20 protein-coding genes are annotated in these 23,032 nt (G+C 69.2%); 16 read left to right on the forward strand and 4 right to left on the reverse strand.

Annotated features, from left to right (window positions below; all coding sequences use genetic code 11):
• Positions 1 to 290: 290 nt before the first annotated feature.
• Complete coding sequence (locus ACOJUJ_RS14360) at positions 291 to 1,154, reverse strand: TIGR00730 family Rossman fold protein (protein ID WP_420127580.1); 864 nt, start codon at positions 1,152 to 1,154, stop codon at positions 291 to 293.
• 171 nt (positions 1,155 to 1,325) lie between these two features.
• On the opposite strand from ACOJUJ_RS14360, the gene ACOJUJ_RS14365 reads away from it, so the two are divergent.
• Genes ACOJUJ_RS14365 through ACOJUJ_RS14375 form a run of 3 tightly spaced genes read left to right on the forward strand, consistent with a single transcriptional unit; the run spans position 1,326 to position 3,908 of the window.
• Positions 1,326 to 2,357, forward strand: a complete 1,032-nt coding sequence (locus ACOJUJ_RS14365) for a hypothetical protein (protein WP_420127581.1) — start codon at positions 1,326 to 1,328, stop codon at positions 2,355 to 2,357.
• A 23-nt stretch (positions 2,358 to 2,380) separates the two neighbouring features.
• Positions 2,381 to 2,794, forward strand: coding sequence for a DUF6941 family protein (locus ACOJUJ_RS14370; protein WP_420127582.1), 414 nt, complete (start codon positions 2,381 to 2,383; stop codon positions 2,792 to 2,794).
• 43 nt (positions 2,795 to 2,837) lie between these two features.
• Complete coding sequence (locus ACOJUJ_RS14375; RefSeq protein WP_420127583.1) at positions 2,838 to 3,908, forward strand: ABC transporter ATP-binding protein; 1,071 nt, start codon at positions 2,838 to 2,840, stop codon at positions 3,906 to 3,908.
• A 95-nt stretch (positions 3,909 to 4,003) separates the two neighbouring features.
• Here the strand turns inward: ACOJUJ_RS14375 and ACOJUJ_RS14380 are convergent, their stop codons facing one another.
• Complete coding sequence (locus ACOJUJ_RS14380; protein WP_420127584.1) at positions 4,004 to 4,234, reverse strand: hypothetical protein; 231 nt, start codon at positions 4,232 to 4,234, stop codon at positions 4,004 to 4,006.
• A gap of 167 nt (positions 4,235 to 4,401) precedes the next feature.
• Here ACOJUJ_RS14380 and ACOJUJ_RS14385 point away from each other — a divergent pair, with 167 nt between their 5' ends.
• The 3 genes from ACOJUJ_RS14385 to ACOJUJ_RS14395 all read left to right on the forward strand — a co-directional run bounded on the left by ACOJUJ_RS14385 (position 4,402) and on the right by ACOJUJ_RS14395 (position 9,121).
• Positions 4,402 to 4,986, forward strand: a complete 585-nt coding sequence (locus tag ACOJUJ_RS14385; RefSeq protein WP_420127585.1) for a GNAT family N-acetyltransferase — start codon at positions 4,402 to 4,404, stop codon at positions 4,984 to 4,986.
• A 392-nt stretch (positions 4,987 to 5,378) separates the two neighbouring features.
• Complete coding sequence (locus ACOJUJ_RS14390) at positions 5,379 to 7,052, forward strand: ABC transporter permease (RefSeq protein WP_420127586.1); 1,674 nt, start codon at positions 5,379 to 5,381, stop codon at positions 7,050 to 7,052.
• Positions 7,053 to 7,372: 320 nt separating this feature from the next.
• A complete protein-coding gene (locus ACOJUJ_RS14395) occupies positions 7,373 to 9,121 on the forward strand; it encodes a hypothetical protein (protein ID WP_420127587.1) in 1,749 nt (582 codons plus the stop codon).
• Between the two features lie 112 nt (positions 9,122 to 9,233).
• Here ACOJUJ_RS14395 and ACOJUJ_RS14400 read toward each other — a convergent pair whose 3' ends face one another.
• Entirely contained in the window at positions 9,234 to 9,923 is a 690-nt protein-coding gene (locus tag ACOJUJ_RS14400) for a GntR family transcriptional regulator (RefSeq protein ID WP_420127588.1), read from the reverse strand.
• Between the two features lie 206 nt (positions 9,924 to 10,129).
• On the opposite strand from ACOJUJ_RS14400, the gene ACOJUJ_RS14405 reads away from it, so the two are divergent.
• From ACOJUJ_RS14405 to ACOJUJ_RS14440, 8 genes are all read left to right on the forward strand, one after another.
• Complete coding sequence (locus ACOJUJ_RS14405; RefSeq protein WP_420127589.1) at positions 10,130 to 10,618, forward strand: PAS domain-containing protein; 489 nt, start codon at positions 10,130 to 10,132, stop codon at positions 10,616 to 10,618.
• A 37-nt stretch (positions 10,619 to 10,655) separates the two neighbouring features.
• Positions 10,656 to 11,243, forward strand: coding sequence for a hypothetical protein (locus ACOJUJ_RS14410; RefSeq protein ID WP_420127590.1), 588 nt, complete (start codon positions 10,656 to 10,658; stop codon positions 11,241 to 11,243).
• Between the two features lie 587 nt (positions 11,244 to 11,830).
• The gene (ppk1, locus tag ACOJUJ_RS14415; protein WP_420127591.1) at positions 11,831 to 14,080 is read left to right on the forward strand and encodes a polyphosphate kinase 1; all 2,250 of its coding nucleotides are present in this window, start codon (positions 11,831 to 11,833) and stop codon (positions 14,078 to 14,080) included.
• Positions 14,081 to 14,157: 77 nt separating this feature from the next.
• The gene (locus ACOJUJ_RS14420) at positions 14,158 to 14,481 is read left to right on the forward strand and encodes a type II toxin-antitoxin system PrlF family antitoxin (protein ID WP_420127592.1); all 324 of its coding nucleotides are present in this window, start codon (positions 14,158 to 14,160) and stop codon (positions 14,479 to 14,481) included.
• Positions 14,471 to 15,055: a type II toxin-antitoxin system YhaV family toxin gene (locus ACOJUJ_RS14425; protein ID WP_420127593.1), complete on the forward strand. Its 585-nt coding sequence runs from the start codon at positions 14,471 to 14,473 to the stop codon at positions 15,053 to 15,055. Before ACOJUJ_RS14420 ends, ACOJUJ_RS14425 begins: the two co-directional genes overlap by 11 nt.
• A 423-nt stretch (positions 15,056 to 15,478) precedes the next feature.
• Complete coding sequence (locus ACOJUJ_RS14430; RefSeq protein WP_420127594.1) at positions 15,479 to 17,068, forward strand: N-acetylmuramoyl-L-alanine amidase; 1,590 nt, start codon at positions 15,479 to 15,481, stop codon at positions 17,066 to 17,068.
• 276 nt (positions 17,069 to 17,344) lie between these two features.
• The gene (locus ACOJUJ_RS14435) at positions 17,345 to 18,406 is read left to right on the forward strand and encodes a tolB protein precursor protein (protein ID WP_420127595.1); all 1,062 of its coding nucleotides are present in this window, start codon (positions 17,345 to 17,347) and stop codon (positions 18,404 to 18,406) included.
• Between the two features lie 396 nt (positions 18,407 to 18,802).
• Entirely contained in the window at positions 18,803 to 19,306 is a 504-nt protein-coding gene (locus ACOJUJ_RS14440; RefSeq protein ID WP_420127600.1) for a plastocyanin/azurin family copper-binding protein, read from the forward strand.
• A 178-nt stretch (positions 19,307 to 19,484) separates the two neighbouring features.
• On the opposite strand, the gene ACOJUJ_RS14445 is transcribed toward ACOJUJ_RS14440, so the two are convergent.
• Positions 19,485 to 19,781 (reverse strand): metal-sulfur cluster assembly factor, encoded by a 297-nt coding sequence (locus tag ACOJUJ_RS14445; RefSeq protein WP_420127596.1) that lies wholly within the window; start codon positions 19,779 to 19,781, stop codon positions 19,485 to 19,487.
• Between the two features lie 164 nt (positions 19,782 to 19,945).
• Between ACOJUJ_RS14445 and ACOJUJ_RS14450 the strand changes: the two genes are divergently transcribed.
• Positions 19,946 to 21,052 (forward strand): 6-phosphofructokinase, encoded by a 1,107-nt coding sequence (locus ACOJUJ_RS14450; RefSeq protein ID WP_420127597.1) that lies wholly within the window; start codon positions 19,946 to 19,948, stop codon positions 21,050 to 21,052.
• 340 nt (positions 21,053 to 21,392) lie between these two features.
• Entirely contained in the window at positions 21,393 to 22,718 is a 1,326-nt protein-coding gene (locus ACOJUJ_RS14455; RefSeq protein ID WP_420127598.1) for a diguanylate cyclase, read from the forward strand.
• Positions 22,719 to 23,032: the final 314 nt, after the last annotated feature.

Below are 23,032 nucleotides of genomic sequence, written 5' to 3' on the forward strand. Positions count from 1 at the left end.
CTGCTTCGAACGAGATCGAACTGCGTCGGCGGGGTGCCCCGCCCCCGGCCCCTCCCCGTTCGTTCCTCACGGAGAGGGGAGACCTTCGATCGTGCTGCGACAGGCTTTCGGTTACCCAACCTCCCCCAGTCTTTTTTGGGGGAGGTGGGCGAGGTTTACGAGCCCGGAGGGGGCGCTGCCCCTCGCGCCATGCTCAGCCTCAACGCACCACAGCCCGTGCCGTGTATCCCCTCTCCCACGCAGTTTGTGGGAGAGGACAGGCGAGGAACGAGCCGGGTGAGGGCCGCCGGCTACTGCGCGTCGTGCTTCTCCGGCTCCGCGGGGGTGTTGGCCGGCGTCGCGGGAACCTCTTCCGCCTGCACCTCCACCACCTTTTTCTTCTTCCGATGGTCGGGGCGGCCGCCGGCGGAGCAGCTTTGCTCGTAGCAGTCCACGATGACCTTGACCGCCTCTTCCAGCGAGTCCGTTACCGTCACCAGGTCCACGTCGTCGGGGCTGATCTTGCCCTCGGCCAGCAGCGTGTCGCGGATCCAGTCCGTAAGGCCGCGCCAGTACTCGGTGCCGATCAGCACCACCGGAAAGTCGCGCACCTTGCCGGTCTGGATGAGCGTCATGGCCTCGAACAGCTCGTCCAGCGTGCCAAACCCGCCGGGAAAGATGACGAACGCCTCCGCGTACTTTACGAACATCGTCTTGCGGACGAAGAAGTACCGGAAGTTGATCGCCACGTCCACGTAGGGGTTGATCCCCTGCTCGAACGGCAGCTCGATGTTGCAGCCGATGGACTGCACCCCCGCGTCACGGGCGCCGCGGTTGGCGGCCTCCATGATCCCCGGCCCGCCGCCGGTGATGATGCCGAACCCCGCCTCGCCCAGCAGCCGCCCCATCTCGCGCGCCGCCGCGTACTGCGGATGGTCCGCCGGCGTGCGCGCGCTGCCGAAGATGGTGACCGCCGGCCCGATGCGCGCCAGGTTGTCGAACCCCTCCACGAACTCGCCCATGATGCGGAACACCCGCCACGGGTCGCTGCGCGTAAAGTCGTCCGTCTGCGGCGCCTCTACCGGCGACTGCAGCAGCCGCTCGTCTTCGGTGGCGGTGCGCGTGCGCTGCGCCACGTTCAGCGTGGGGTTGTCCTGCGGCTGCTTTTCCGCCATCTGCATCCTCGTGGGGCCGGTTTGCGCGCCGCGCGGGGCGCCGGCGCGGGGGGATGATATGAAAGGGGCTGCCCGCACGCAAAAGCGGGACTCGCGCGCGCGGCTCCCCGACGCCATGTTGGGGGGGCTGTGGATCGCGTTCACCGGGCGAACGGAAGACGGATGCGGAGGATGACGGGGAGGCTCGCGGGGATTGGATGGATGCTGCTCGCCGCGCTGGCGGCCGGCGCGTGCCGCGACCGTGGCGACGCGCCGGCGGCCAAAGGTGAGGCGATGCAGCTGGATTCCGTCCCCCGCCAGGTGGAGGTGCGGCTGTACGTGGCCACCGACTGGGCCTGGAACGAGGAAGACACGCTGGCCGTCACCGTGGCCAACGGGACGGAGCAGCCGTTGTCCGGCGACCTGCACCTGTTCGTGGGCGCGCCGGTGGAGGTGCTGCGCGACTCGGCCCGCCCCGCCGATGCGCCGCCGGCGCCCGCGCTCACCTCGTCCGGCGAGGGGACGCGCCTGACCTTTGCGCTGGGCACGCTGGCCGCCGGCGCCAGCGCCGAGTTCCGCCAGGCCGTGCGCATGCCCCCCGCGCCCCGCCAGCGCCGCCCGGCGGCGGTGGACGACACCACGTCGCGCTTTGCCGTGCGGGCCTGGGTGGCGGCGGCGGACGGGCGCGAGGTGGCGGTGGCGGCGGACACCATCCGCATCCGCGCGGGAAGCGAGGTGGTGGCGGGCGGGTGCGGCGGCGTGGACGACGTGAGCGTCACCCGCTACGGCATCGGCCCGCTGCGGCTGGAGATGCAGGCCTCCGACGTGCGCACCCTGTGCCCCGAGGCGCGCGACACCACGTGGAAGCAGGAGGGGAGCACGGAACGGGGGATGAACGTGCGCCTGGCCGGACGCCCCGTGACCCTGGTTCTGCAGAACGACCGCGTGCAGCGCATCGTCGTGGACACGGCGGGGGTGCGCACGGGGGTGGGCGTGGGGGTGGGCTCCACCGTCGCGGAGCTGCGCGGGCGCTACGGTCGGATGTGCGCGGGGGCGGGCGAAGGGCGCGTCGCCGTCTGGTTCCCCGCGGCGCCGGGAATCAGCTTCGGGCTGGATTCCACCGTCTCGATCGCGGCGCCGCTGGACCCCGAGGCGCTGCCGGAGGCGGCGAAGGTGGACCGCATGTGGGTGCGCCAGGGAACGGACGACTGCCCGGCATCCTGATCATCAAACCGAAAGACCGATCCGTGAAGATCCGCATGGCGGTGCTGGCCGACGAGGCCAACGTTTCGCAGGAAGGCAAGCTGAACCTGATGGGGATCTTCGACCGCATCGCCGCGGCCGAGTTCCCCGTCATCCATCCCAAGATGGTGTTCGCCTTTCGCGTGGAGGCCGATTCCGGCGACGGCGGCCGTGCCTTTCCCGTGAACGTGTCGATGGAAAATGAGGACGGCGAGCCCCTTTTTCAGGCGGAGGGGGAGATGATGGCGCCGCCGGTGCCGCCGGGCGAGTTTACCACCGCCAACCAGATCTTTGCGCTGGTGGGCGTGCAGTTTCCCACTCCCGGCACGTACCGCTTCGTGGTGCGGCTGGGCGATTCCGTGCGCCACGAGGCACCGTTCCTGGTGCAGCACAGCGCGCGCGACTCCTCGATGAACTAGCGGCGGGCCGGACCCCTCCGGCACGCCCAGCCAGATTGACGGAATGCTCCGGCTCCAGAACCTGACACGCCGCTTCGGAGAGACGACCGCGGTGGACGACGTGTCGCTCGGCGTGGCGGCGGGCGAGTTTCTTACCCTTCTTGGCCCCAGCGGCTGCGGCAAGACCACGACGCTGCGGATGATCGCCGGCTTCGAGCAGCCCACCTCCGGCCGCATCACCGTGGGCGACCGCGACGTGAGCGCGCTGCCGCCGCAAAAGCGCGACGTGGGGATGGTCTTTCAGAACTACGCCCTCTTTCCCCACCTGGACGTGTGGGAAAACGTGGCGTTCGGCCTCAAGTCCCGCGGCGAAGGCCGGGACGCCGTGGGGCCCAGGGTGGAACGCGCGCTGGAGCTGGTGGAGATGGGCGGATACGGACGGCGCAAGGTGCAGGAGCTGTCCGGCGGGCAGCAGCAGCGCGTGGCGCTCGCCCGCGCCCTGGCCCCCGAGCCGCCGCTGCTGCTGCTGGATGAGCCGCTGTCCAACCTGGACGCCGCCCTGCGCGAGCGCACCCGCGACGAGCTTCGCGCGCTGCTCAAGCGGCTGGGGATGACGGCCGTCTTCGTCACGCACGACCAGGAAGAGGCGTTCGCGCTCTCCGACCGCGTAGCCGTGCTCAATCGCGGTCGCCTTCAGCAGCTGGGGACCCCGGAAGAATTGTACGGCGCGCCGGCCAACGCGTTCGTGGCCTCGTTCCTGGGGCGCGCCAACTTCTTTCCCGCGGCGGTCGCGTCGGTGGAGGGCGATCTCGCGGTCTGCCGGCTGTCGGGCGGCGCCGCGTGGCGCGCGCGGCTGTCGGCGGACGCGCCGCGTGCGCCCGGCGCGGCGGTGCGGCTGATGGTGCGGCCGGAGGCGCTGGAGCTGGCGGCGGAGGGCGCGGCGGACGCCATCCCCGGCGTCATCGCGGACCGCCGCTTTGCCGGCGCGGCCACCTTCTACCGCGTGGAGACGGAGGGCGGCGCCGACGTGCTGGTGCAGGGCCGCCCCCACGACGCCAACCCCGGCGACACCGTGCGCCTGGCGCTGCACCCGCGCGCGGAGCCGGTGGCCTACGCGCCGGAGGCGGGCGACTGAACGCGAACCGCCGCCCCCGTGAACCGAGGCGGCGGCGCGATGGCTCCACGGTGATGCGACCGGCTCGTGGTAGAGCGGCGAGGGAGAGGCCGCCGTCAGTGTGGTGAGCAGTCAAACTCGGTGGGGAAGCAGTCGTTCTGGCAGGAGTTGCCGCACGTGTTCAACGGGTAGGCGGTCGGGGGGCAGGTATGGCTGTCGGGGTCGGAGCACGCGCCGATTACGATGCTGAGGTACGCGTCCACCGTTCCACGCGCCGGCGCCGTCAGGTTGTCTGAGGCGAACGACTCCACGCGCAGCGTCTCGGGATCAAGCCTGAGCTTCTTCATCGGCTCCTCGTGGGGATAGGATGTCCGGAGGTCGCACCGTGCGAATCACCGGGAATTAGAATGGTGTTGATTGGCGGGATATGCAGGTCAACCGGATGGGTCCGAGTACATGATCCGCTCGGCCCCTGTGCCGTGCGCGGAGTGATGGTCTACGCGATGGAGGAGGTATGACGCTCGACGGAATCCGCATCGTCCCGCTGCGGGCGGAAGACAGGGAGGTGGTGCGGCAGGCGGCGGAGCTGCTGGTGGAGGGCTTTCGCGCCAACTGGCCGGACGCGTGGCCGCGCATCGAGGACGCGCTGGCGGAGCTGGCCACCTTTGCCACCGACGACGAGCGCGTGGCCTGGGCGGCGACCGACGCGGACGGGCACGTCCTGGGCTGGATCGGCGCCATCCAGGGGTACAGCGGCAACGTGTGGGAACTGCACCCGCTGGTGGTGCATCCGGACCACCGCGGCCGCGGCGTAGGGCGGGCGCTGGTGGAGTTTCTGGCGGATGCGGCGCGTGAATCCGGCGCGTTCACGCTGTGGGTGGGAACGGACGACGAGGCGCAGATGACCAGCCTGGGCGGGGCGGACCTGTACCCGGATCTGCTGGACCACCTTCGCGACCTCCGCAACCTCCGCCAGCATCCGTTCGGCTTCTACCAGAAGCTGGGCTTTCAGGTTGCCGGCGTGGTGCCCGACGCCAACGGCTTCGGCAAGCCCGACATCCTGCTGGCGCGCCGCCTCCGCGGCCCGGCGGACGCCTGAGCGGCCCAGCACGTAAGAAGCCCGCTGTCATCCTGAGGGAGCGCACACCCGTACGGTCATGACCACAGAAGGTTGCGCGCGACCGAAGGATCTTTGTCGGTTCGCGCGAGATCCAGCCGTCGGGAGCCGTTCAGGTCCGGAAGTCGGGCAGACAAGGTGCTTCGGTCGGCGTCAAAGCATTCTGTAGAAATAGGATGCGGAGCGGCGCCTCCCTCAGGATGACTGATCGCGTGGGAGCGGTTCGCGCCGCATTCTGATGGCGCGGGTGCGTCGGCGCCGAAAGAAATTCCGGGCGCCGCCGCGAAGTGCGCGGTGGCGCGCCGGCGGCATCCATCATCACATGGATCCTCTGAAATGCAATCCGGGAAGGTGGTCGTGAGGGAGAGGGGACGATGAGCGGGCGCGGCGGATTCCGGCGGCCGGGCGCCGTGGCGGTGCTGACGGGGATCGTCCTCGTCATCCTGCTGTGGCTGGTGCTGTATCCCAACCTGTTCGTGCTGGCCGACAGTTTTCTGGACGGCGGCCGGGTCACGGGCGAGCACTACGCGCGCTTTCTGGGCAGCCGCAGCGAGCGCGAGGCGCTGTGGAACAGCGTGTGGATCTCGCTGGCCAGCGTGGTGCTTTCCGCGCTGATCGGCGTGCCGCTGGCGTTTCTGTTCGCCAAACGCGACTTCCCGGGGCGGCGCGTGCTGGGCGCGCTGGCGGCCATGCCGGTGCTGCTTCCGCCGCTGGTGGGCACCATCAGCTTCATGTTCCTGTACGGCGAGAGTGGATTCCTGACGCGCGGCGTGCAGGCGCTGTTCGGGATGGAGCAGGCGCCGTGGCGGCTTTCGGGCGCGTGGGCGGTGCTGCTGGTGCACGCGTACACCATGTACGTGTACTTCTACATGTTCGTCTCCGCCGGCCTGTCGCGGCTTGACGCGGGGTACGCCGAGGCCGCCGCGGCGCTGGGCGCGGACCGCTGGACCACGCTGCGCCGCGTGACCCTGCCCATGCTGGGGCCGGCGCTGGGCGGCGCCGCGCTGCTGGTGTTCATGACGTCCATGGCCAGCTTCAGCGCGCCGTACGTGTTCGGCGGCGGCTTTCGCGTGCTCACCACGCAGCTGTACAGCAGCAAGCTGAACGGCGAGGACGGGCTGGTTGCCGTGGAGGCGGTGGTGCTGGCCGCCGCGTCGCTCCTCTTCCTCTTCCTGCTGCAGCGCTACGAATCCAACCGCGAGTACACGGGGGCGGGAAAGGGATTGGGCGCGGGGCGGCGGGAGAGCGGCGGGCGGGGATGGCTGGTGGGGCTGGGCGCGGCGGCGTTCGTGGGATTTCTGCTGCTGCCGCACCTGACGGTGCTGCTGGTGTCGTTCGTCCCCGAGGGGACGTGGACCATCCAGGCGCTGCCGCCGGAATACTCGGCGGAGAACTACGGCCGCATCTTCAGCGACTCGCAGCGGCTGGTGCCGGTGATCAACTCGCTGCGGATGGCGACGATCGCAACGGTGGCCAACGTGGTGTTCGCGTTCGGGGCGGCGTGGCTGCTGGCGCGGCGGCGGGTGCGCGGCAAGTGGCTCATCGGCGCGCTGGTGGCGCTGCCCTGGGCGTTGCCGGGGACGGTGCTGGCCATTGCCCTGGCGTACACCTTCAACGTGCACCAGCCGCTGGCCGGCCGCTTTGTTCTCGTCGGCACGTTCGCCATCCTGCCGCTGGCGTACTTTGTCCGCAACATCCCCCTGGTGACTCGCGCGGCCCTGGCCAGCTTTCGCCAGCTGGATCCCTCGCTGGAAGAAGCCGCCGCCTCGCTGGGCGCCTCGCGGGCTACGACGGCGCGCCGCGTGGTGCTGCCGCTGGTGCTTCCGGGGCTCGCCGCCGGTGCGCTGCTGGCGTTCGTGACGGCGCTGGGCGAGTTCGTCGCGTCCATCCTGCTGTACACGCACCGCACGCGGCCCATCTCGGTGGAGATGCTGTCGCAGCTGCGCGGCTTTGACTTTGGCGGCGCGGCGGCGTACGGCGTGATCCTCATCATCCTGGTGGCGCTGGTCTTTTCCTCCGGATATCGGAACGTCGGCGGCACGGGGTGAGGCGGAGCGCCTCGCGCATGACCCGCCAAGGGCGAATGATCCGCGGCTCGAAAGGCCATAAGCCCGGTCTCGCTCGTGCTCGCCGAACCGGGCTTCAACCACAAAATCGAAACACACCGAATGGCTGGTGCCGTTGAGCCCCTCTCCCACGCAGTTTGTGGGAGAGGGGCAGGCGAGGAACGAGCCGGGGTGAGGCCCGGTGTGTGAAATCGACGCGGTGGCGGCCTGTATCCTATGGACACGGCACCGTGGCGTGGTCCATGGAATGCGGCACCGTCCATTCCGTCCTCCCGTTTGATCCGCAGACCCAGGAGCGGCCTATGGTTCCTGCCATCGTTCGATGCACGGTCGTCGCCGGTTCCCTTCTCATCACTCCCACACTGGCGGGTGCACAGGCCGATCGCCTCGCCGACGGCCGGACTCCGCAGTTCGCGGGGCAGGACTCCGCGACGGTGCTGGCGCGGGCCCGCACGGCGCAGGCGTCGTTCGAGCGCTTTCGCTTTGCGCGGCTGCCGCGCAGCTACGGAGGGTCGTCGGGGCGGTGCGATGAGACCATCGGCCGCTTCTGCTTCTTTTTCAGCGACAAGGAAGAGGGCGACCAACCTCCGCCGGAGCCGCCCGTGATCGCCGAGCGCCGCCGCGGGCTGCTGGCCGACTTTGCCCAGGCCTCCGCCGTGCTTCCCGGGGATGCGTGGATCGCCGGGCAGCGGGTGCGCTACCTGGTGGAGGAAGGGGATGACGACGGCGCCGTCGCGGCCGCGCGCGCCTGCCAGGCGGAGCGCTGGTGGTGCGCCGCGCTGGAGGGGATGGCGCTGCACGAGGCGCAGCGGTTCGACCAGGCGGAGCAGGCGTTCGGCGCCGCGCTGGATGCCATGCCGGCGGAAGAGCGCGCGCGGTGGACGGACGTGGAGGTACTGCTGGAGCCCGCCGACAAGCGCGCCTGGCGCACGGTCGCGGACACGGACCGCGCGCGGCTGCTGCGGCGCTTGTGGTGGCTGGCGGACCCGCTGTGGTCCGAGCCGGGGAACGACCGGCTTACCGAGCACTACGCGCGGTGGACGATGGACCGCATCCAGCAGCGCGCGCGCCAGGTGGACGTGGTGCGCTGGGGCGACGACCTGACGGAGATCCTGCTGCGCTTTGGCTGGTTCACCGCGTGGGAGCGCCAGGAGCCCACCTCGCCCAGCAACGGCCAGGGCTCCGGCATCGGCTACCACGAGCCGCGCACCTGGGAGTTCATCCCACCGCTCACGACGGTGCGCGACCCCACCCGCCTGCGTGGCGACGAGTGGCCGCTCTCCGAGCCGGAACCCACCGTTACCCGCTACGCGCCGGAGTACGCGCGGCACATCATGGCGCTGCCGCACCAGCTGGCCGTGTTTCCCCGCCGCGGCGCCGCGCTGCTGGTGGCCGGCTACGCGCTTCCGGAGGACAGCCTGCCCGCCGACGCGCGCCTGCACGCCGCCCTGGTGGCCATGGACGACGTGGGCGGAATCCGCACCGAGTCGCCCTGGCAGCCCCAGGCGGCCAGCGGCGCGCTGTACGTGGAGCTGCCCACGCCCAACACCGTCATCAGCCTGGAACTGCGGGAAGATTCCACCCGTTCCGTCGCGCGGCGGCGGCAGGCGGTGGCGTGGGACGCGGAGGCGCGCGTATCGGACCTGCTGCTGCTGGCCCACCCCGACGCGCGGCCGGTGGAGGTGATGGAGGCGGCCCGCATCGCGCGCGGATCGGCCATCCTGGCGCCGGGTGAGCGCGTGGGTGTGTTCTGGGAGATGTACGACGTAGAGGCGAGCGATTCCGTGCAGGTGCGCGTGGGGCTGATCCCCGGCCGCGCCGCATGGGGCCGCCGCCGGCTGGAGGCGATCGGGATCGTGAAGGGCGCGCGGACGGTGCGGATGGGGTGGAACGAGGGGATGGAGGCGGGGCCCGTGGTGGGCCGCTCGCTGTCCGTGGGCATCCCCGCCGGCCTGCGTCCCGGCGACTATACGCTGGAGGTGACCGTCACCGCCCCCGGCATGCCCGCCGCCACCGCCCGCCGGCCGATCACCGTGCGCCGAGCAGACTGAGGCAAAAAGATGGGCCTCACACAGAGTTAACAGAGTCAACAGAGTTTGCTCCTCGCGCAGAACAAACTCTGTTGACCCTGTTGACTCTGTGTGAGGTCACTTCCTAGGAGGTTTACACCACCTCGTGCAGCCAGCCGAGCAGGCTCTGCATGGTAAAGCGCCAGTTGTTCTCCAGCACCGGCACAGCGCCGTCCACGTCACCCGCGGACACCAGCTCGGCGATCTGCTCGTGGGTGCGGGTAGAGACGGGACTGTAGCCGGCGTTCTGCATGTACGCGTACTCGTAGCGGCGGATCACGGCCTTGAGGCTGGCGATCAGCCCCATCAGGTACTCGTTGCCGCACGGCTCCAGCAGCGTGCGGTGCCAGTCGCCGTCCAGGTCAATGCGCCGCTCCGGATCGTCCTCGGCCTCCAGCGCGGCGTTGATGCGGTCCATCTCTGCCCGCCGCTCGGCGCTGGGCGCGCCGGCACTGCGCAGCGCCAGCACCTCCAGCGTCCACAGCACGGGATACACCTCGCGCACCTCGGCCACGCTCAGCGGCTTTACGAAAAAGCCGCGGCCAATGTCGGCCTCCAGGAACCCCTCGCGCTCCAGCCGCAGCAGCGCCTCGCGAATGGGCGTGCGGCTCACGCCCAGCTCGCGGGCCAACGCCGTGTCGCTGATGCGCGCGCCGGGCCGCAGCTCATCGCGCAGAATGCGGTCGACGATGGCGTGGTGAACCTGGTCGCGCAGCGGAACGCGGGTAATGGCCCGGTCCCGGCGCACACCCGACGTGCCGACCGCGTCTGAGAGGGAAGTCATCCGGATTGCCTGGGGGGAGAGACATACCTGAACCGACAAGATCGTGGCACTTTCGCCGATTCGCAACCGTGTGCGACGCGGGGACAGGATCAAGTGTCGAGTAACCTTGTGAAGAGGTGTGAGATGAGGGCGTCCGCCATCTCACCCGCGCGATCCAAGGTTTGTCCTCTCCCGCAGGGGCGGGGGGGCACGATAGATTCCCGGACATGGAGACCTCGCCTCTTTCGGCGCGGGGCACATGCGTGCTCTGCGACCGCACGTTTCGCGCGGACCGCCCGCACACGGGCCCGCCCATCGGATTCTGCGCCGGCTGCGCGGCCGAGCTGCAGATCGTCCCGGTTGAAAACCTGCTTTCGCTGGATGCCGCCGCCAGCGACCGCCTGCCCGTAGGCTTCATCACCGTGGACCGTGATGGGATCATCATGGGGTTCAACGCGATGGAGACCACCTACAGCGGGTTTGCCGCCGCCGACGTGGTGGGCCGCAGCTTTTTTCACGACGTGGCGCCGTGCACCTCGGTCAAGGAGTTCGAGGGCCGCTTTCGCACCATGGTGGAGACGGAAACCGCCGGGGTGGCGCGCTTTCGCTACGTGTTCCGCTTCCGGGGCGGCGCGCGGCTGGTGCAGATCTCCATGACGTACGTCCCCGCGGAGCAGCGCGGCATCATCATCGTCCGCGACCTGGACGCCGCCTGACGGCACGCGGACCCCTGGTCCACACCCCGAAAGCAACGTGACGAAGTCCATCCACCGGTCGCTGGCCGCCGTGCTGGCGATCGCCTGCGCGCTTGCCGCCTGCGACCGCTCCCGCCCCGCCAACGCCAAGGGCCAGTGGGCGCCCACCACCGTCAGCGGCCTTACGCTCTCCTCGCCCGGTCGCCTGCTGCGCATTACCACCGAGGTGCCCGCCGCCCTGGACCCCGCCGTGCGCGACGCCGTGCAGCGCATCGACAGCCATGGCCGCAGCCAGGGTGAGGCAGAGATCCGCGTTTCGCGCGTCACCTACACGCCGGGCGTGGCGCTCAGCCTGCGGAACTCCGCGCAGGGCGCCGTCGACGCCATGCGCGCCAACCCCGCCGTCGCGGGGATGACGCACACGCACGCCGCCGCCCAGACGTCCGGCCAGCCCTCCCTGCGCACCTCCCTGCGCATGGCCGTGCAGGACCGCCCGGCGATGGGTGAGATGCTGTCGGTGATCCGCGGCCAGACGCTGTGGCAGGTTCAGGTGCTGGGCCCCGCCACCGCCGAGACCGACACCCTCGCCCAGCGCGTAATGCGCTCCATCACCCTGGAGCCCGAGCAGCCGGTCGCGAAGCAGTAGCGAGTGGAGAGTGGGGATTCCGAAGTGATCGTGGCGGCGGCAGGATGGAAGCCGTCCGCGCCCCATCTGTCATTTCGAAGAAGGCGCCGCATAGAAGCGTCCGCTGCCCCACGGCTTGGCGCCGACCGAAGGACCTCGGCTGGCTGAGGGATCGGAAACGTCCCCCAAGGCTGGGCCTCGCCCGACCCGACAGAGGTCCTTCGGTCGCGCGCAAGCTTCTGTGGTCAGGCGAGTTGCGGGCGTGCGCTCTCTCAGGATGACAGTGGGGCTACCGTCGACGGCAGGTGAGGCGTTTGATGACGCGCCTCTCGAAAGTTCAAAGTTATCCTCTACGCAAATAAGGCTCGGAAAACCTCTCATCGGTTTCGCGCCTCTTCTTTTTCTCCGCGGCTCCGCGTGAACCGCCGTTGCCGGGGCCAGCCGCCGCACCTCCGCACCCAGCCGCAGACGCTCGTTACAATCCATCGTTACACGAACCTCATTGCACCTCCCGCGTGTACGCACACATACTTACGATGTGTTTTCGTTACACGGCGGCGCCGCGTCACTGAACCTCCTGGCGTCGTTACAAAGTTTCTGCCTTCCGTATGCGCGCACAGGAAACGCCCGTCACGGTGGATGACCTGGCGGCGGAACCCGCCCCGTCCCGCCCGCCGCTGCAGGCCGTGCCGGCCATCACTCCGCAGCAGCCCACCGCCGTCAAGCCGCAGCCGGTGCCGCCCGACGCCGACCTGGACCACCCCTCGCTGTACTTCAACCGCGAGCTGGGGCTGCTGGACTTCAACTGGCGCGTGCTGCACCAGGCGCGCGACGGGCGGGTGCCGCTGCTGGAGCGCGTGCGCTTTCTGGCCATCACGTCCAGCAACCTGGACGAGTTCTTCCAGAAACGAGTCGGCGGCCTTAAGCGGCAGCTGGACGCCAACGTGCAGGCGCTGTCGCAGGACGGCCGCAGCCCCGGCGAGCAGCTGGCCTTTATCGCCGAGGCCGCGCAGGAGATGTACGCCGCCATCACCCACGCGTGGGACCGCGAGCTGCGCCCCCTGCTGCGCACGGAAGCCGACGTCGTCATCGCCGACTGGACGGAACTGGACGGGGCCCAGCAGAAGGAGCTGAACCAGTACTTTCGCGAGAACATCTACCCCATCCTTACCCCGCTGGCCGTCGACCCCGGGCACCCGTTCCCCTTCATCAGCAACCTGAGCCTTTCGCTGGCGGTGCTCATGCGCCACGGCGCGCGCAACACCATGCACTTTGCGCGGCTCAAGGTGCCCACCACGCTGGGCCGCTGGCTGGCCGTTCCCCACTCGCCGCACCGCCACCACGTGCTTCCCGTGGAGCAGCTGATCCAGGCCAACGTGGCCGAGCTGTTTCCGGGGATGGAGATCGTGAGCGCCAGTGCCTTTCGCGTCACCCGCAACGCCGACGTGGACCGCGACGACGACGACGCCGAGGACCTGGTGGAGATGATCTCGGAGGAGCTTCGCGAGCGCCGCTTTGCGCCCGTGGTGCGGCTGGAGGTGGAGCGGGGCATGCCCGGCGAGGTGCGCGACCTGCTGTGCCGCGAGCTGGAGCTGGATACGACCGACGTGTACGACGCCGCCGACCTGGTGGACCACGCCGACTGCATCGCATTCGCCGACCTGGATCTGCCCGCCTTCAAGTACGACCCGTGGGAGCCCGTGACCCCCGAGGCGCTGCAGCACGAGGGCGAGACGGAGGACGAGCGCAACCTGTTCGCCATCCTGCGCAACGGCGACCTGCTGGTGCACCACCCGTACGAGTCGTTTACCGCCAGCGTGCAGCGGCTGCTGAACGAGGCTGCGGACGATCCGGCGGTGCTGGCGATCAAGATGACGCTGTACCGCACCGGCGTGCAGTCGCCCGTGGTGCAGGCGCTGCTGCGCGCGGCCGAGCGGGGCAAGCAGGTGGCCGTGCTGGTGGAGGTCACCGCGCGCTTCGACGAAGCCAACAACATCGTCGGGGCGCAGATGCTGGAAGACGCCGGCGTGCACGTGACCTACGGCCTCGTCGGCTACAAGACGCACAGCAAGGTCACGCTGGTGGTGCGGATGGAGGAGGGCCGGCCGCGCACCTACTGCCACATCGGCACCGGCAACTACCACGCAAAGACCACGCGTCTGTACACGGACCTGGGGCTGCTGACGGCCAACCGCGAGATCGGCGCGGACCTGGTGAACTTCTTTCACTTCCTTACCGGCTACGCCCCCGACCAGCACTACCAGCGGCTCATCGTGGCCCCGCGCGACATGCGCCGGGTGATGGAGGAGCGAATCCACCGCGAGGTGCAGGCGCAGCGCGCGGGCGGCCGCGGGCGCATCGTGGCCAAGATGAACGCGCTGGACGACACGGGGATCATCCAGGAACTGTATCGCGCCTCGCAGGCCGGCGTGCAGGTGGACCTGATCATCCGCGGGCACTCGCGGCTGCGGCCGGGGCTGCCGGGATACAGCGACAACATCCGGGTGATCAGCATCCTGGGCCGGTTTCTGGAGCACGACCGCGTCTACTATTTCCACAACGGCGGCGACCCGGAGATCTTCATCAGCAGCGCAGACTGGCGGGGGCGCAACCTGAACGAGCGGGTAGAGACCATGGCGCCGGTGCTGGACGCCGCGCTGCGCGAGCGGATCGTGGAGATTCTGCACTACGCGCTGAACGACAACCGCCTTGCGTGGGACCTGCGCTCCGACGGCCGCTACGTGCAGCGCCGCCCCGCCCCCGGCGAGCCCGAGGTGAACTACCAGGAGATGCTGATGCGCGACGCCCACACCCGCAGCCACGCCCCCTCCGCCCGCCCCTGGGAGCTGACGGTCTAAGGTTGCGCCGGAACTTGAGTGGGCAATGCAAATGCATTACCTTTGAACAAGAGAATGCGACATCGCTGGAGGGGATCATGCTGGAGAGCTCAGTAACGGACAGATATCAGACCACCGTTCCCAACGGCGTTCGCAAGGCGCTGGGAGTTCAGGGCAAAGACCGCCTTGCGTGGGAGATCCGGGGTGACCAGGCCATCGTGCGGCGCGCTCCCCAGATGACGGAGGAAGAAGAAGATGATCCGGCTCTCGAGCCGTTTCTGCGCATGCTGGCGGATGACATCGAAGCCCACCCGGAGCGTCTTCAGGGAATGCCTGAGCATCTGTACCGCAGCATTCTGGAGCTCACCGACGGTGTGACCCCGGATCCCGACGACTCGTTCGAGGGGTCGATTGTCCTCTGAGGGCGGACGGGACGAGAAGACCCCATCTGCACCGGGAGCCGGCGTTTCCGGTGCTCTGGTCGTGGTCAACGGCTGGACGCTTCTTTTCCACCCTCGCCTGATCGATCAAGTCGAACGCCTTCGTGACACAGCCCGGGGTGAGCGTACCAAGCGCCCGGCCGGTGCGCCTGCCGGGCCCAACACCAAGCTGCTGGCCACGTTGTGGGATCAACTGGTAAGGGAAGTGCCGGAGGATCCATCCCGCTCCGCGTACCGCCAGGGCAACACGCTGGGGCCCGGGTTTCGGCACTGGCAGCGCGTCAAGTTCGGCAACGGCCGGTTCCGTCTCTTCTTTCGATACCACAGCAAATCCCGGGTAATCGTGTATGCCTGGGTGAACGACTCCGAGACGCTGCGGACGTATGGGAGCCGTACCGAGGCCTACGCGGTGTTCCGGGACATGCTCAACTCAGGAAACCCGCCGGATGCCTGGGAGGAACTTGTGCGCGCTTCCGCGAGCGCGGACGTCATCAGGCGAGCGCGTAACCTGATCGGTGATCCAGGGGACCTTCTACCAACGTCGAACACAATCTGAGGACGCTGAGAAAACTCGGCGTCCTCTTTCTTTTTGTCTCCGCGCCCTCCGCGCTTCTGAGTGAATCGTTCCCTTGCGGACGTATCGTTCATGTGATGCGGCGCTGCAGATTTGGGCCAGTTGCCACGTTTTTGTGCAGCGGTGGAAGGCTAAACCTTGTGCAATCCCTGATCCTTGCAGGATCCGACATCCCTTTTGGCATAGGCCTGGATCCTGCACTTCCGGCGCAGATTTTTCTCGAAGTCACTACGCATCCCACTGGATAAATATACCGAAAAAGTCTAAGTGGTTGCCAGGCAACCGGTTCTCTCGCGCCTCTTGCGACATGATGTTTTCGGACATAAGGTGTGAGTGCTTCCACATTATGCCGGGGCGCTGCGCGGTCTTCGCGGGCGCCACACTTCCCACCCGTCAGGAGGACGCATGGGCAAGCTCCGCCTTGTGGCCACGTCACTGCTGTGCATCGCCGCGCTCGCGGCGTGCTCGGACGAGGCTACCACACCCGACTCCACCGCCGCTCCGCAAACGCCAGGCACCGCCCAGCTCGACGCCCTGTTCGACGAGGCGGCGCGCGACTACGGAGTGCCGGCGGGGCTGCTCAAGTCCATCGGCTACGTGGAAACGCGCTGGCAGATGGTACGCGGCGAATCGGAGTTCCCCGGACAGGAGCCGGCGTTTGGCGTGATGGCGCTGCGCGGCGAGAACCTGCGCAAGGGCGCATCCCTCGCGAAGCTGGACGAGCGCGCGGTGCAAAACCAGGCACGCGCCAACATCCGCGCCGCCGCGGCGCTGCTTTCGTCGTGGGCCGACGGGGCCGGGATCGGCGCGACGGACGTGGCCGCGTGGGGGCCCGTCGTGGCGCGCTACAGCGGCATCGGCGACGTGGACGGGCAGGCCAACTACGTGCACAACGACGTGTACGCCACACTCAACCAGGGCGTCGTGGGCCGCACGGCCACGGGCGGCGCGGTCGCGTCCATCATGCCGGTCAAGGTGACGGCCAACTTTCAGCTGCCCAAGGGCGGGGCCGCGCTGGCGGTGGCGCCCGACTACCCGGTCAGCGGCACCATCTGGCGCCCGTCGCCCAACTACAACGCGCGTCCCGCGGGCAGCCTGGGCGGCGTGCAGATGGTCATCATCCACACCTGCGAAGGAAGCTACACCAGCTGCTGGAGCTGGCTTACCAACTCGGCCTCGCAGGCCAGCGCGCACTACGTGGTGAACGAGAGCGGCAGCGAGATCAGCCAGCTGGTGCGTGAGAGCAGCCGCGCCTGGCACATTGCCGCCACGTACAACTGCTCGCTCAACAGCAACGTCAAGTGCGGGCTTAACGGCTACAGCAGCAACAACTTCACGGTGGGCATCGAGCACGGCGGCTTTGCGTCGCAGACGTCGTTCCCGGTGGGGCAGATCGACCGGTCGGCGCAGCTTTCGTGCGACATCAGCAAGGCGTACGGCATTCCGCGCGACCGCTATCACTACGTGGCGCACGGCCAGCTGCAGCCGTACAACCGCACGGACCCGGGCCCCAACTGGCCGTGGACCGACTACATCAACCGCATCAACTCGCACTGCGGCAGCACGCCCGTCACCGGGATCGTGGTGGACAACAACAACGCGAACAACAACGCCTCGGTCGCCAGCTTCTCGTCGTCCGCCACCTGGCAGGCTTCGACGGGCACGGCGGGCTACTACGGCAGCAACTACGCGTTCGCGTCCACGCAGCCCGTCAGCGACGGCGCCACGTTCTCGTTCTACCTGTCCGCAGCGGGTGCCCGGACCATCGACGTGTGGTATACGTCGGGGACCAACCGCTCGGCCACGGCGCCGTTCATCGCCTACAACGCCGCCGGCACCGAGGTAGGCCGCGTGAACGTGAACCAGCAGTCGGGCGGCGGCGCCTGGCGCACCATTGGCACCTGGAACTTCAGCGCGGGCTGGAACCGCGTGGTGCTGTCGCGCTGGACCACCGAAGGCTACGTGGTCATCGCCGACGCCGTCCGCGCGCGGTAACGCGGAAGGGAAGGGAGGGGCAGCGTCCGGCAGGCTTCGCCGCGAGCGGCCGGCGCCCCCCTCCCCGGCCCTCCCCCACAAACTGCGTGGGGGAGGGAGAACGGCAGAAAAACTCGTCGTGGCGGGATCGAATTTCTCCTCTCCCCCCTGCAGTTCGGGGGGGAGAGGCCGGGAGAGGGGGGGCGCCAGCGGACGCAGTTCGATCTCGTTCGACGAGCCGTGGATCCGTCTGCATCGTTCCCCTCCACGCACGGTAACAACCAGATGCATCCGCCGATGATCCACATCCTCCGTACCTCCGTCCTGCTGCTCGCCCTTGCGGCGTGCGAGCGCGCGTCCGCCGAATCAGGCGGTACCGCGTCCCTTTCGCGCGGCGAGCTGCGTGGGCTGGAGGGGCGCATCGTCTTTGTTTCCGAGCGAGACAGCCAGCCGGAGATCTACTCCGTGCGGCCCGACGGGCGCGACCTGCGGCGGATGACCAACGCGGCCTCGCACGACTATCCGGCCGCGCCCGCGCCGGACGGATCGGCGCTGCTGACGGTGTCGGTGTCGGGCGAGGGGCAGGACATGCAGGAGCGGATGGCGCTGCTGGGGGAGGACGGCACCGCGCGGGCCATCGGGCCGGTGAGCGCGCGCGTGCGCTCGCCGTCGTGGTCGCCGGACGGGCGGTGGATCGCGTTCGAGAGCGACACCGCCAGCTTTCGCGACCTGTACCGCATGGCCAGCGACGGATCGGGGCTGGTGCGGCTGACGAACAACCCGGAGGGGAACTACGAGCCCGCGGTGTCGCCGGACGGGGCGTCCATCGCGTTCGTCAGCAGCCGCGACGGCGACGCGGAGGTGTACGTGATGCGCGCGGACGGGAGCGAGCCGCGCCGGCTGACCGCATTCCACCGCGACGACTGGGGGCCGCGCTGGTCGCCGGACGGGCGGCGGATTGCGTTCCTGAGCAACCGCGAGAAGATGGACCGCGTGTTCGTGGTCGGCGCGGATGGCACGGGGCTGCAGAGGCTGGATGCCGCCGCGACGGATTCGCTGATCATCGAGGCGGATCCGGCCTGGTCGCCGGACGGGATGCGGCTGGCGCTTACGGTGCGCACGCGCGAGGGCAAGGCGCGCATCGCCGTGCACGACCTGCGGACGGGAAAGCGTGCGTTCGTCAGCGCGGCGGACGTGGTGGCCAGCATGCCCGCGTGGTCGCCCGACGGCCGGCACCTGGTGTACGTCGCCGACCGCGGCGGCGACCCGGACCTGCGCGTCGTCCGCGCGGACGGCAGTGCCGGCGCCGTCATCGTCCGCTCCCCCGGCCCCGACTGGCTGCCGCGCTGGATCCCCTGATAAAACACCTTACCTCGAGTCCGACTACTGAAACAGAGGTCAGGGTACAGAGGAACAGTGAACAGCCAGAGGAACAGAGGACGGAATGCGGATCTCCTCTGTTGCTCTGGCTTTTCTCTGTTCCTCTGTACCCCCCAGCTGTTGCTTCCCCTCAGACCGCGCGTGAGGTGAGTTATCCCGGCATCACGCTGGCCGTGAAAGGGCGCTCGGGCACGCCGGAATCCTGTAAGGAAAACCACCACAAGCGGGATGTTCGCCATCAGCGCTTTTCGGACGGGCTGACGCGCGAAATTCGTATTGTGACGGGGGTTGCGCCATGGTAGATTCACCGCGTGCCGAAAGCCCGGTGACGGGGCCGGCACCGACGATCATCAAAACCATGGAGACGGATTGAAGATGTCCATTCGCAAGCTGCCCATCCTGGGCCTTCTGGCGCTCGCGGCCGCCTGCGGCGGCGGCGACAACACCGAGACCGCCGAGACCACCACCACGGACGCGCCGGCCGCTTCGGGCACGCCGACCGTGACCACCACCGCGCCGGCCACGCCGGCCCCCGCGGCGGGCGCCCCGGTGACGCCGGACGCCGGCGGCCAGGTGCACGAGGTGAAGATGGTCACCACCCAGGGCGGCGCCTCCGGCGAGTTTCAGCCCAAGACGCTGACCGTCAAAAAGGGCGACGTGATCCGCTGGGTCATGGCCGACGGCCAGGCCGTGCACAACGTTTCGTTCACGATGGCGCAGGGCAACCCGGGCGGCTTCACGCCTCCGGCCGACAGCCCCATGTACACGCAGGCCGGCCAGAGCTACGAGATCAAGGTCGACATGGCTCCCGGCACCTACAACTACGTGTGCGTCCCGCACTCGATGATGGGGATGACGGGCTCGATCACGGTCCAGTAACCGCTTCGATCCGCGGCAACAGAAGGGGAGCCGTCCCAGCCGGGGCGGCTCCCCTTCGTTCATCCGCCCTGGAAAAGAACGATCACGCGGAGCCGCGGAGAAAAAGATGAGCCGCGGAAGGGGATGCACTTCCGCGGCTCATCGGTTGTCTCCGCGCCTCCGCGTGAGATCCCTTTCTTCAGAGCCCCAGCGCGGCGCGGATCGTGGGCGGAATGCGGTCCGCGGTCCAGGGCGGCGTAAAGGTGAGCTCCACCTCGGCGCGCTCCACGCCGGGCACGCTCTCCACCGCCTCGCGCGCCTTTTCCAGCAGCTCGCCCGCCACGGGGCACATGGGCGAGGTGAGCGACATCGTCACGTCCACCCGTCCGCCGTCGATCTTCAAATCATAGATCAGCCCCAGCACCACCAGGTCCAGGTTGAGCTCCGGGTCCTTGACCTTGCGCAGGGCCTTCTTGACTTCGGCTTCGGTAACCATCGAACTCCTCCAGAGAAACGGGCGCGGCGCGGTGCCGCGCGACCCGGAACATCGGCCAACGGCGCGGCGCAGTCAACCCGCGGCGCCTTGCTTGCACGCATGGGAGGCGGCGGTATCTTCCCCGCCGCCCGACATCCGTCCAATCCCGCACACCGCGCCGCCCGATGACCGAATCCACGCCGCCGACGGTACGCCGCATCGCCATCAACACCGGCGGCGGAGACGCGCCGGGCCTCAATGCCGTCATCCGCGCCGCCACGCTGGCCGCACTGCGCGAGGGGTGGGAGGTGCTGGGGATCCGCCGCGGCTACATGGGGCTGCTGGAGCCCGAGGTGGACGGCGAGCCGGGGGTGATGCAGCTGACGGCCAACGCGGTGCGCGGCATTACCCACCTGGGCGGGACCATCCTGGGAACCACCACGCGCGGCAACCCGTTCGGCCTGGAAGTGCGGCAGCCGGACGGCACATGGGGCAAGGTGGATCGCTCGGACGAGATCGTGGAGTGCTTTCGCAAGCGCGAGATCGACGCGCTGATCGCCATTGGCGGCGACGGGTCGCTGAGCATTGCCCACGCGCTGTACAACAAGGGGCTGCCCGTGATCGGCGTGCCCAAGACCATCGACAACGACCTGAGCGCCACCGACGTCACCTTTGGATTTCAGACGGCGGTGGAGGTGGCGACGGACGCCATTGGCCGCCTGCACAGCACGGCCGAGGCCCACCAGCGGGTGATGGTGGTGCAGCTGATGGGGCGCCACACGGGGTGGATTGCGCTGGAGAGCGGGATTTCGGGCGGCGCGGACGTGATCCTGATCCCCGAGATCCCCTACCACGTGGACCGCATCGCCGAAAAGGTGCGCGAGCGCGACGTGCAGGGCCGCCGCTTCAGCATCGTGGTGGTGGCCGAGGGCGCGCAGCCGGCGGACGGGGTGGCGAGCTACGCCGACGCCAGCGGCCGCTACGGCGGGATCGCCGACCGGGTGGCGGAGCAGATCACCGAGGTGACGGGAAAAGAAACGCGCACGCTCGTCCTGGGCCACATTCAGCGCGGCGGCGAGCCGATTGCCTACGACCGCAGCCTGGCCTTGCGCTTTGGCGCGGCGGCGGTGCGCTGCATCCGCGAAGGAAGCCTGGGAACGATGGTGGCGCTGCAGGGAAACCGCATTCGCGCGGTGCCGCTGGGCGACGCGGTGCACGACATCAAGCGCGTCCCCGCCGATTCGGAGCTGGTGATGACGGCACGGCAGCTGGGGATCTCGTTCGGTGACTGACGCTGGCGCATTCTGCACGACCCCATGCGTTTCTCCCCGATGGGCAAACATTTGAAGTAAGCCGTGCGTCGGAGGAAGCGCACGGGGTGAACTTGGCGCAAACAGGGCGCTGAGAGGCAGATCGGGGCAAATGGCCGAACAGAAGTGACCGTTTTCGTGTGGTTCGGCCTCTTTCTCGCTCGTAGGGGGTGTCTGCGACGAAACGTGCTACGTATATTGCATCCGTTTCGCGTAGCAGTCTGATCCGCGGCGTATCCGCCGCGCGACTTTCCGCCCCCCGTTCCCCATGCCCACATCGATGGAAGCGCCGGCGCGACCCGCACCGCACCGGGAAGGCCATGTGCCCGACCCCGCGGCGGTGGCGCTGGCGTTTGCGTCCGTGCCCCTGCTGGGCTCGCCCGACCAGGCGGCGCGGGGGTGCGTGGACGCCGTGCGCGCGCTCACGGGCGACGCGGTGCGCCTGGAGGTGCCCACACGCCCCGTGCCGCTGGGCGTGGGCGACCCGCGCGAGGGGCTGCAGAGCGTGGCCCGCTTTTCCGCGCCCGGCGGCCAGGGCGAGCTGCTGTGCGGCCGCGCGTTGTCCGCGTGGCCGGCCGCGTCGCGCGCGGCGCTGGTGGAGCAGGTAGAGCGCGTGTGGAGCCTGCACGAGCAGCGCGCCGCGCAAACGCTGCAGCTTGACCAGCTGCGCTTTCACCTGGGCGCGCTGCAGCAGGTGGCGCGCACGCTGGCGGTGGTGCGCGGGGCCGAGGAGACGGAGCGGCTGGTTCTGGACTCGGTGGGCGAGGTGTTTTTTGCCTGGTGGGCGGCGCTGTACCACACCGACGGCGAGCAGTACACCTGCCGCGCCGTCCGCTCGCTGCGCGGCGAGTCGGTGGCGTACGCCATCCCCGCGCGGGTGGTGCGGGCCATCGCGGCGCCGGGCCAGCCGCCGGTGATCCCCGGCGAGGACGCGGAGATCCGCGACCACGTGCCGGCGGAGGTGGCGGTGGTGGCGCCGCTGGACTTTGGCGAGGGCGACGCGGGGCTGCTGATCCTGGGCCGGCGGATGACGGACGCCCCTTACGAGGCGCACGACCTGGCGCTGCTGCGGGCGCTGGCGGACTCGTCGGCCATCGCGCTGCGCAACGCGGAGCTGCTGGACCGGCTGCGCGCGCAGGCCACCATCGACCCGCTTACCGGCTGCCACAACCGCCGCGGCTTCGACGAGATCCTGGCGCAGGAGGTCTCGCGCGCCAAGCGGTACGGGCGGCCGCTGTCGCTGGTGCTGCTGGACATCGACCACTTCAAGCGCATCAACGACGACTTTGGGCACGAGGTTGGCGACCACGCGCTGCAGCGCATCGGCCGGGCGGTGCGCCACACCTTCCGGACCACGGACAGCGCCTGCCGCTACGGCGGCGAGGAGTTCGCGCTGATCTTTCCGGAAACGCCCAAGGACGAGGGATTCAAGCTGGCGGAGCGGCTGCGGGGGCTGGTGGCCTCGCTTCCCCCCAACGCCGAGGTGCCGCGCACGCTGACGGCCAGCTTTGGCGTGGCCTGCTTTCCCGACGACGCCGAGACCATCCCCGACCTCATCCGCGCCGCCGACCGCGCGCTTTACCAGGCCAAGACGAACGGGCGGGACCGGGTGGAGGCGGCGCAAGGTAGTGACGCGGTGAACGGGTGAACGGGTGAACGGGTGAACGGGTGAACGGGTGAACGGGTGAACGGGTGAACGGGTGAACGGGTGAACGGGTGAAGGGGTGAAGGGGTGGGCGCGTTTCCGCGGGCCCTCTCCCCCGACCGGCCTTTTGCTCGTTCCTCGCAACGGCGGTCGACCCCTCCCCCAACTTCGGGGGAGGGGTTTTTTCATCTCGGGCCCTGGGGGCGCCCCGCCGATGCGCGCCTCATTCGTTCACCCCCTCATCTTCACACCCCGTTCACCCGTACACCCGTTCACCCGTTCACCCCAACACCCCAACACCCCAACACCCCAACACC

Source organism: Longimicrobium sp. (assembly GCF_048594345.1).
Classification (GTDB): Bacteria; Gemmatimonadota; Gemmatimonadetes; order Longimicrobiales; family Longimicrobiaceae; genus Longimicrobium.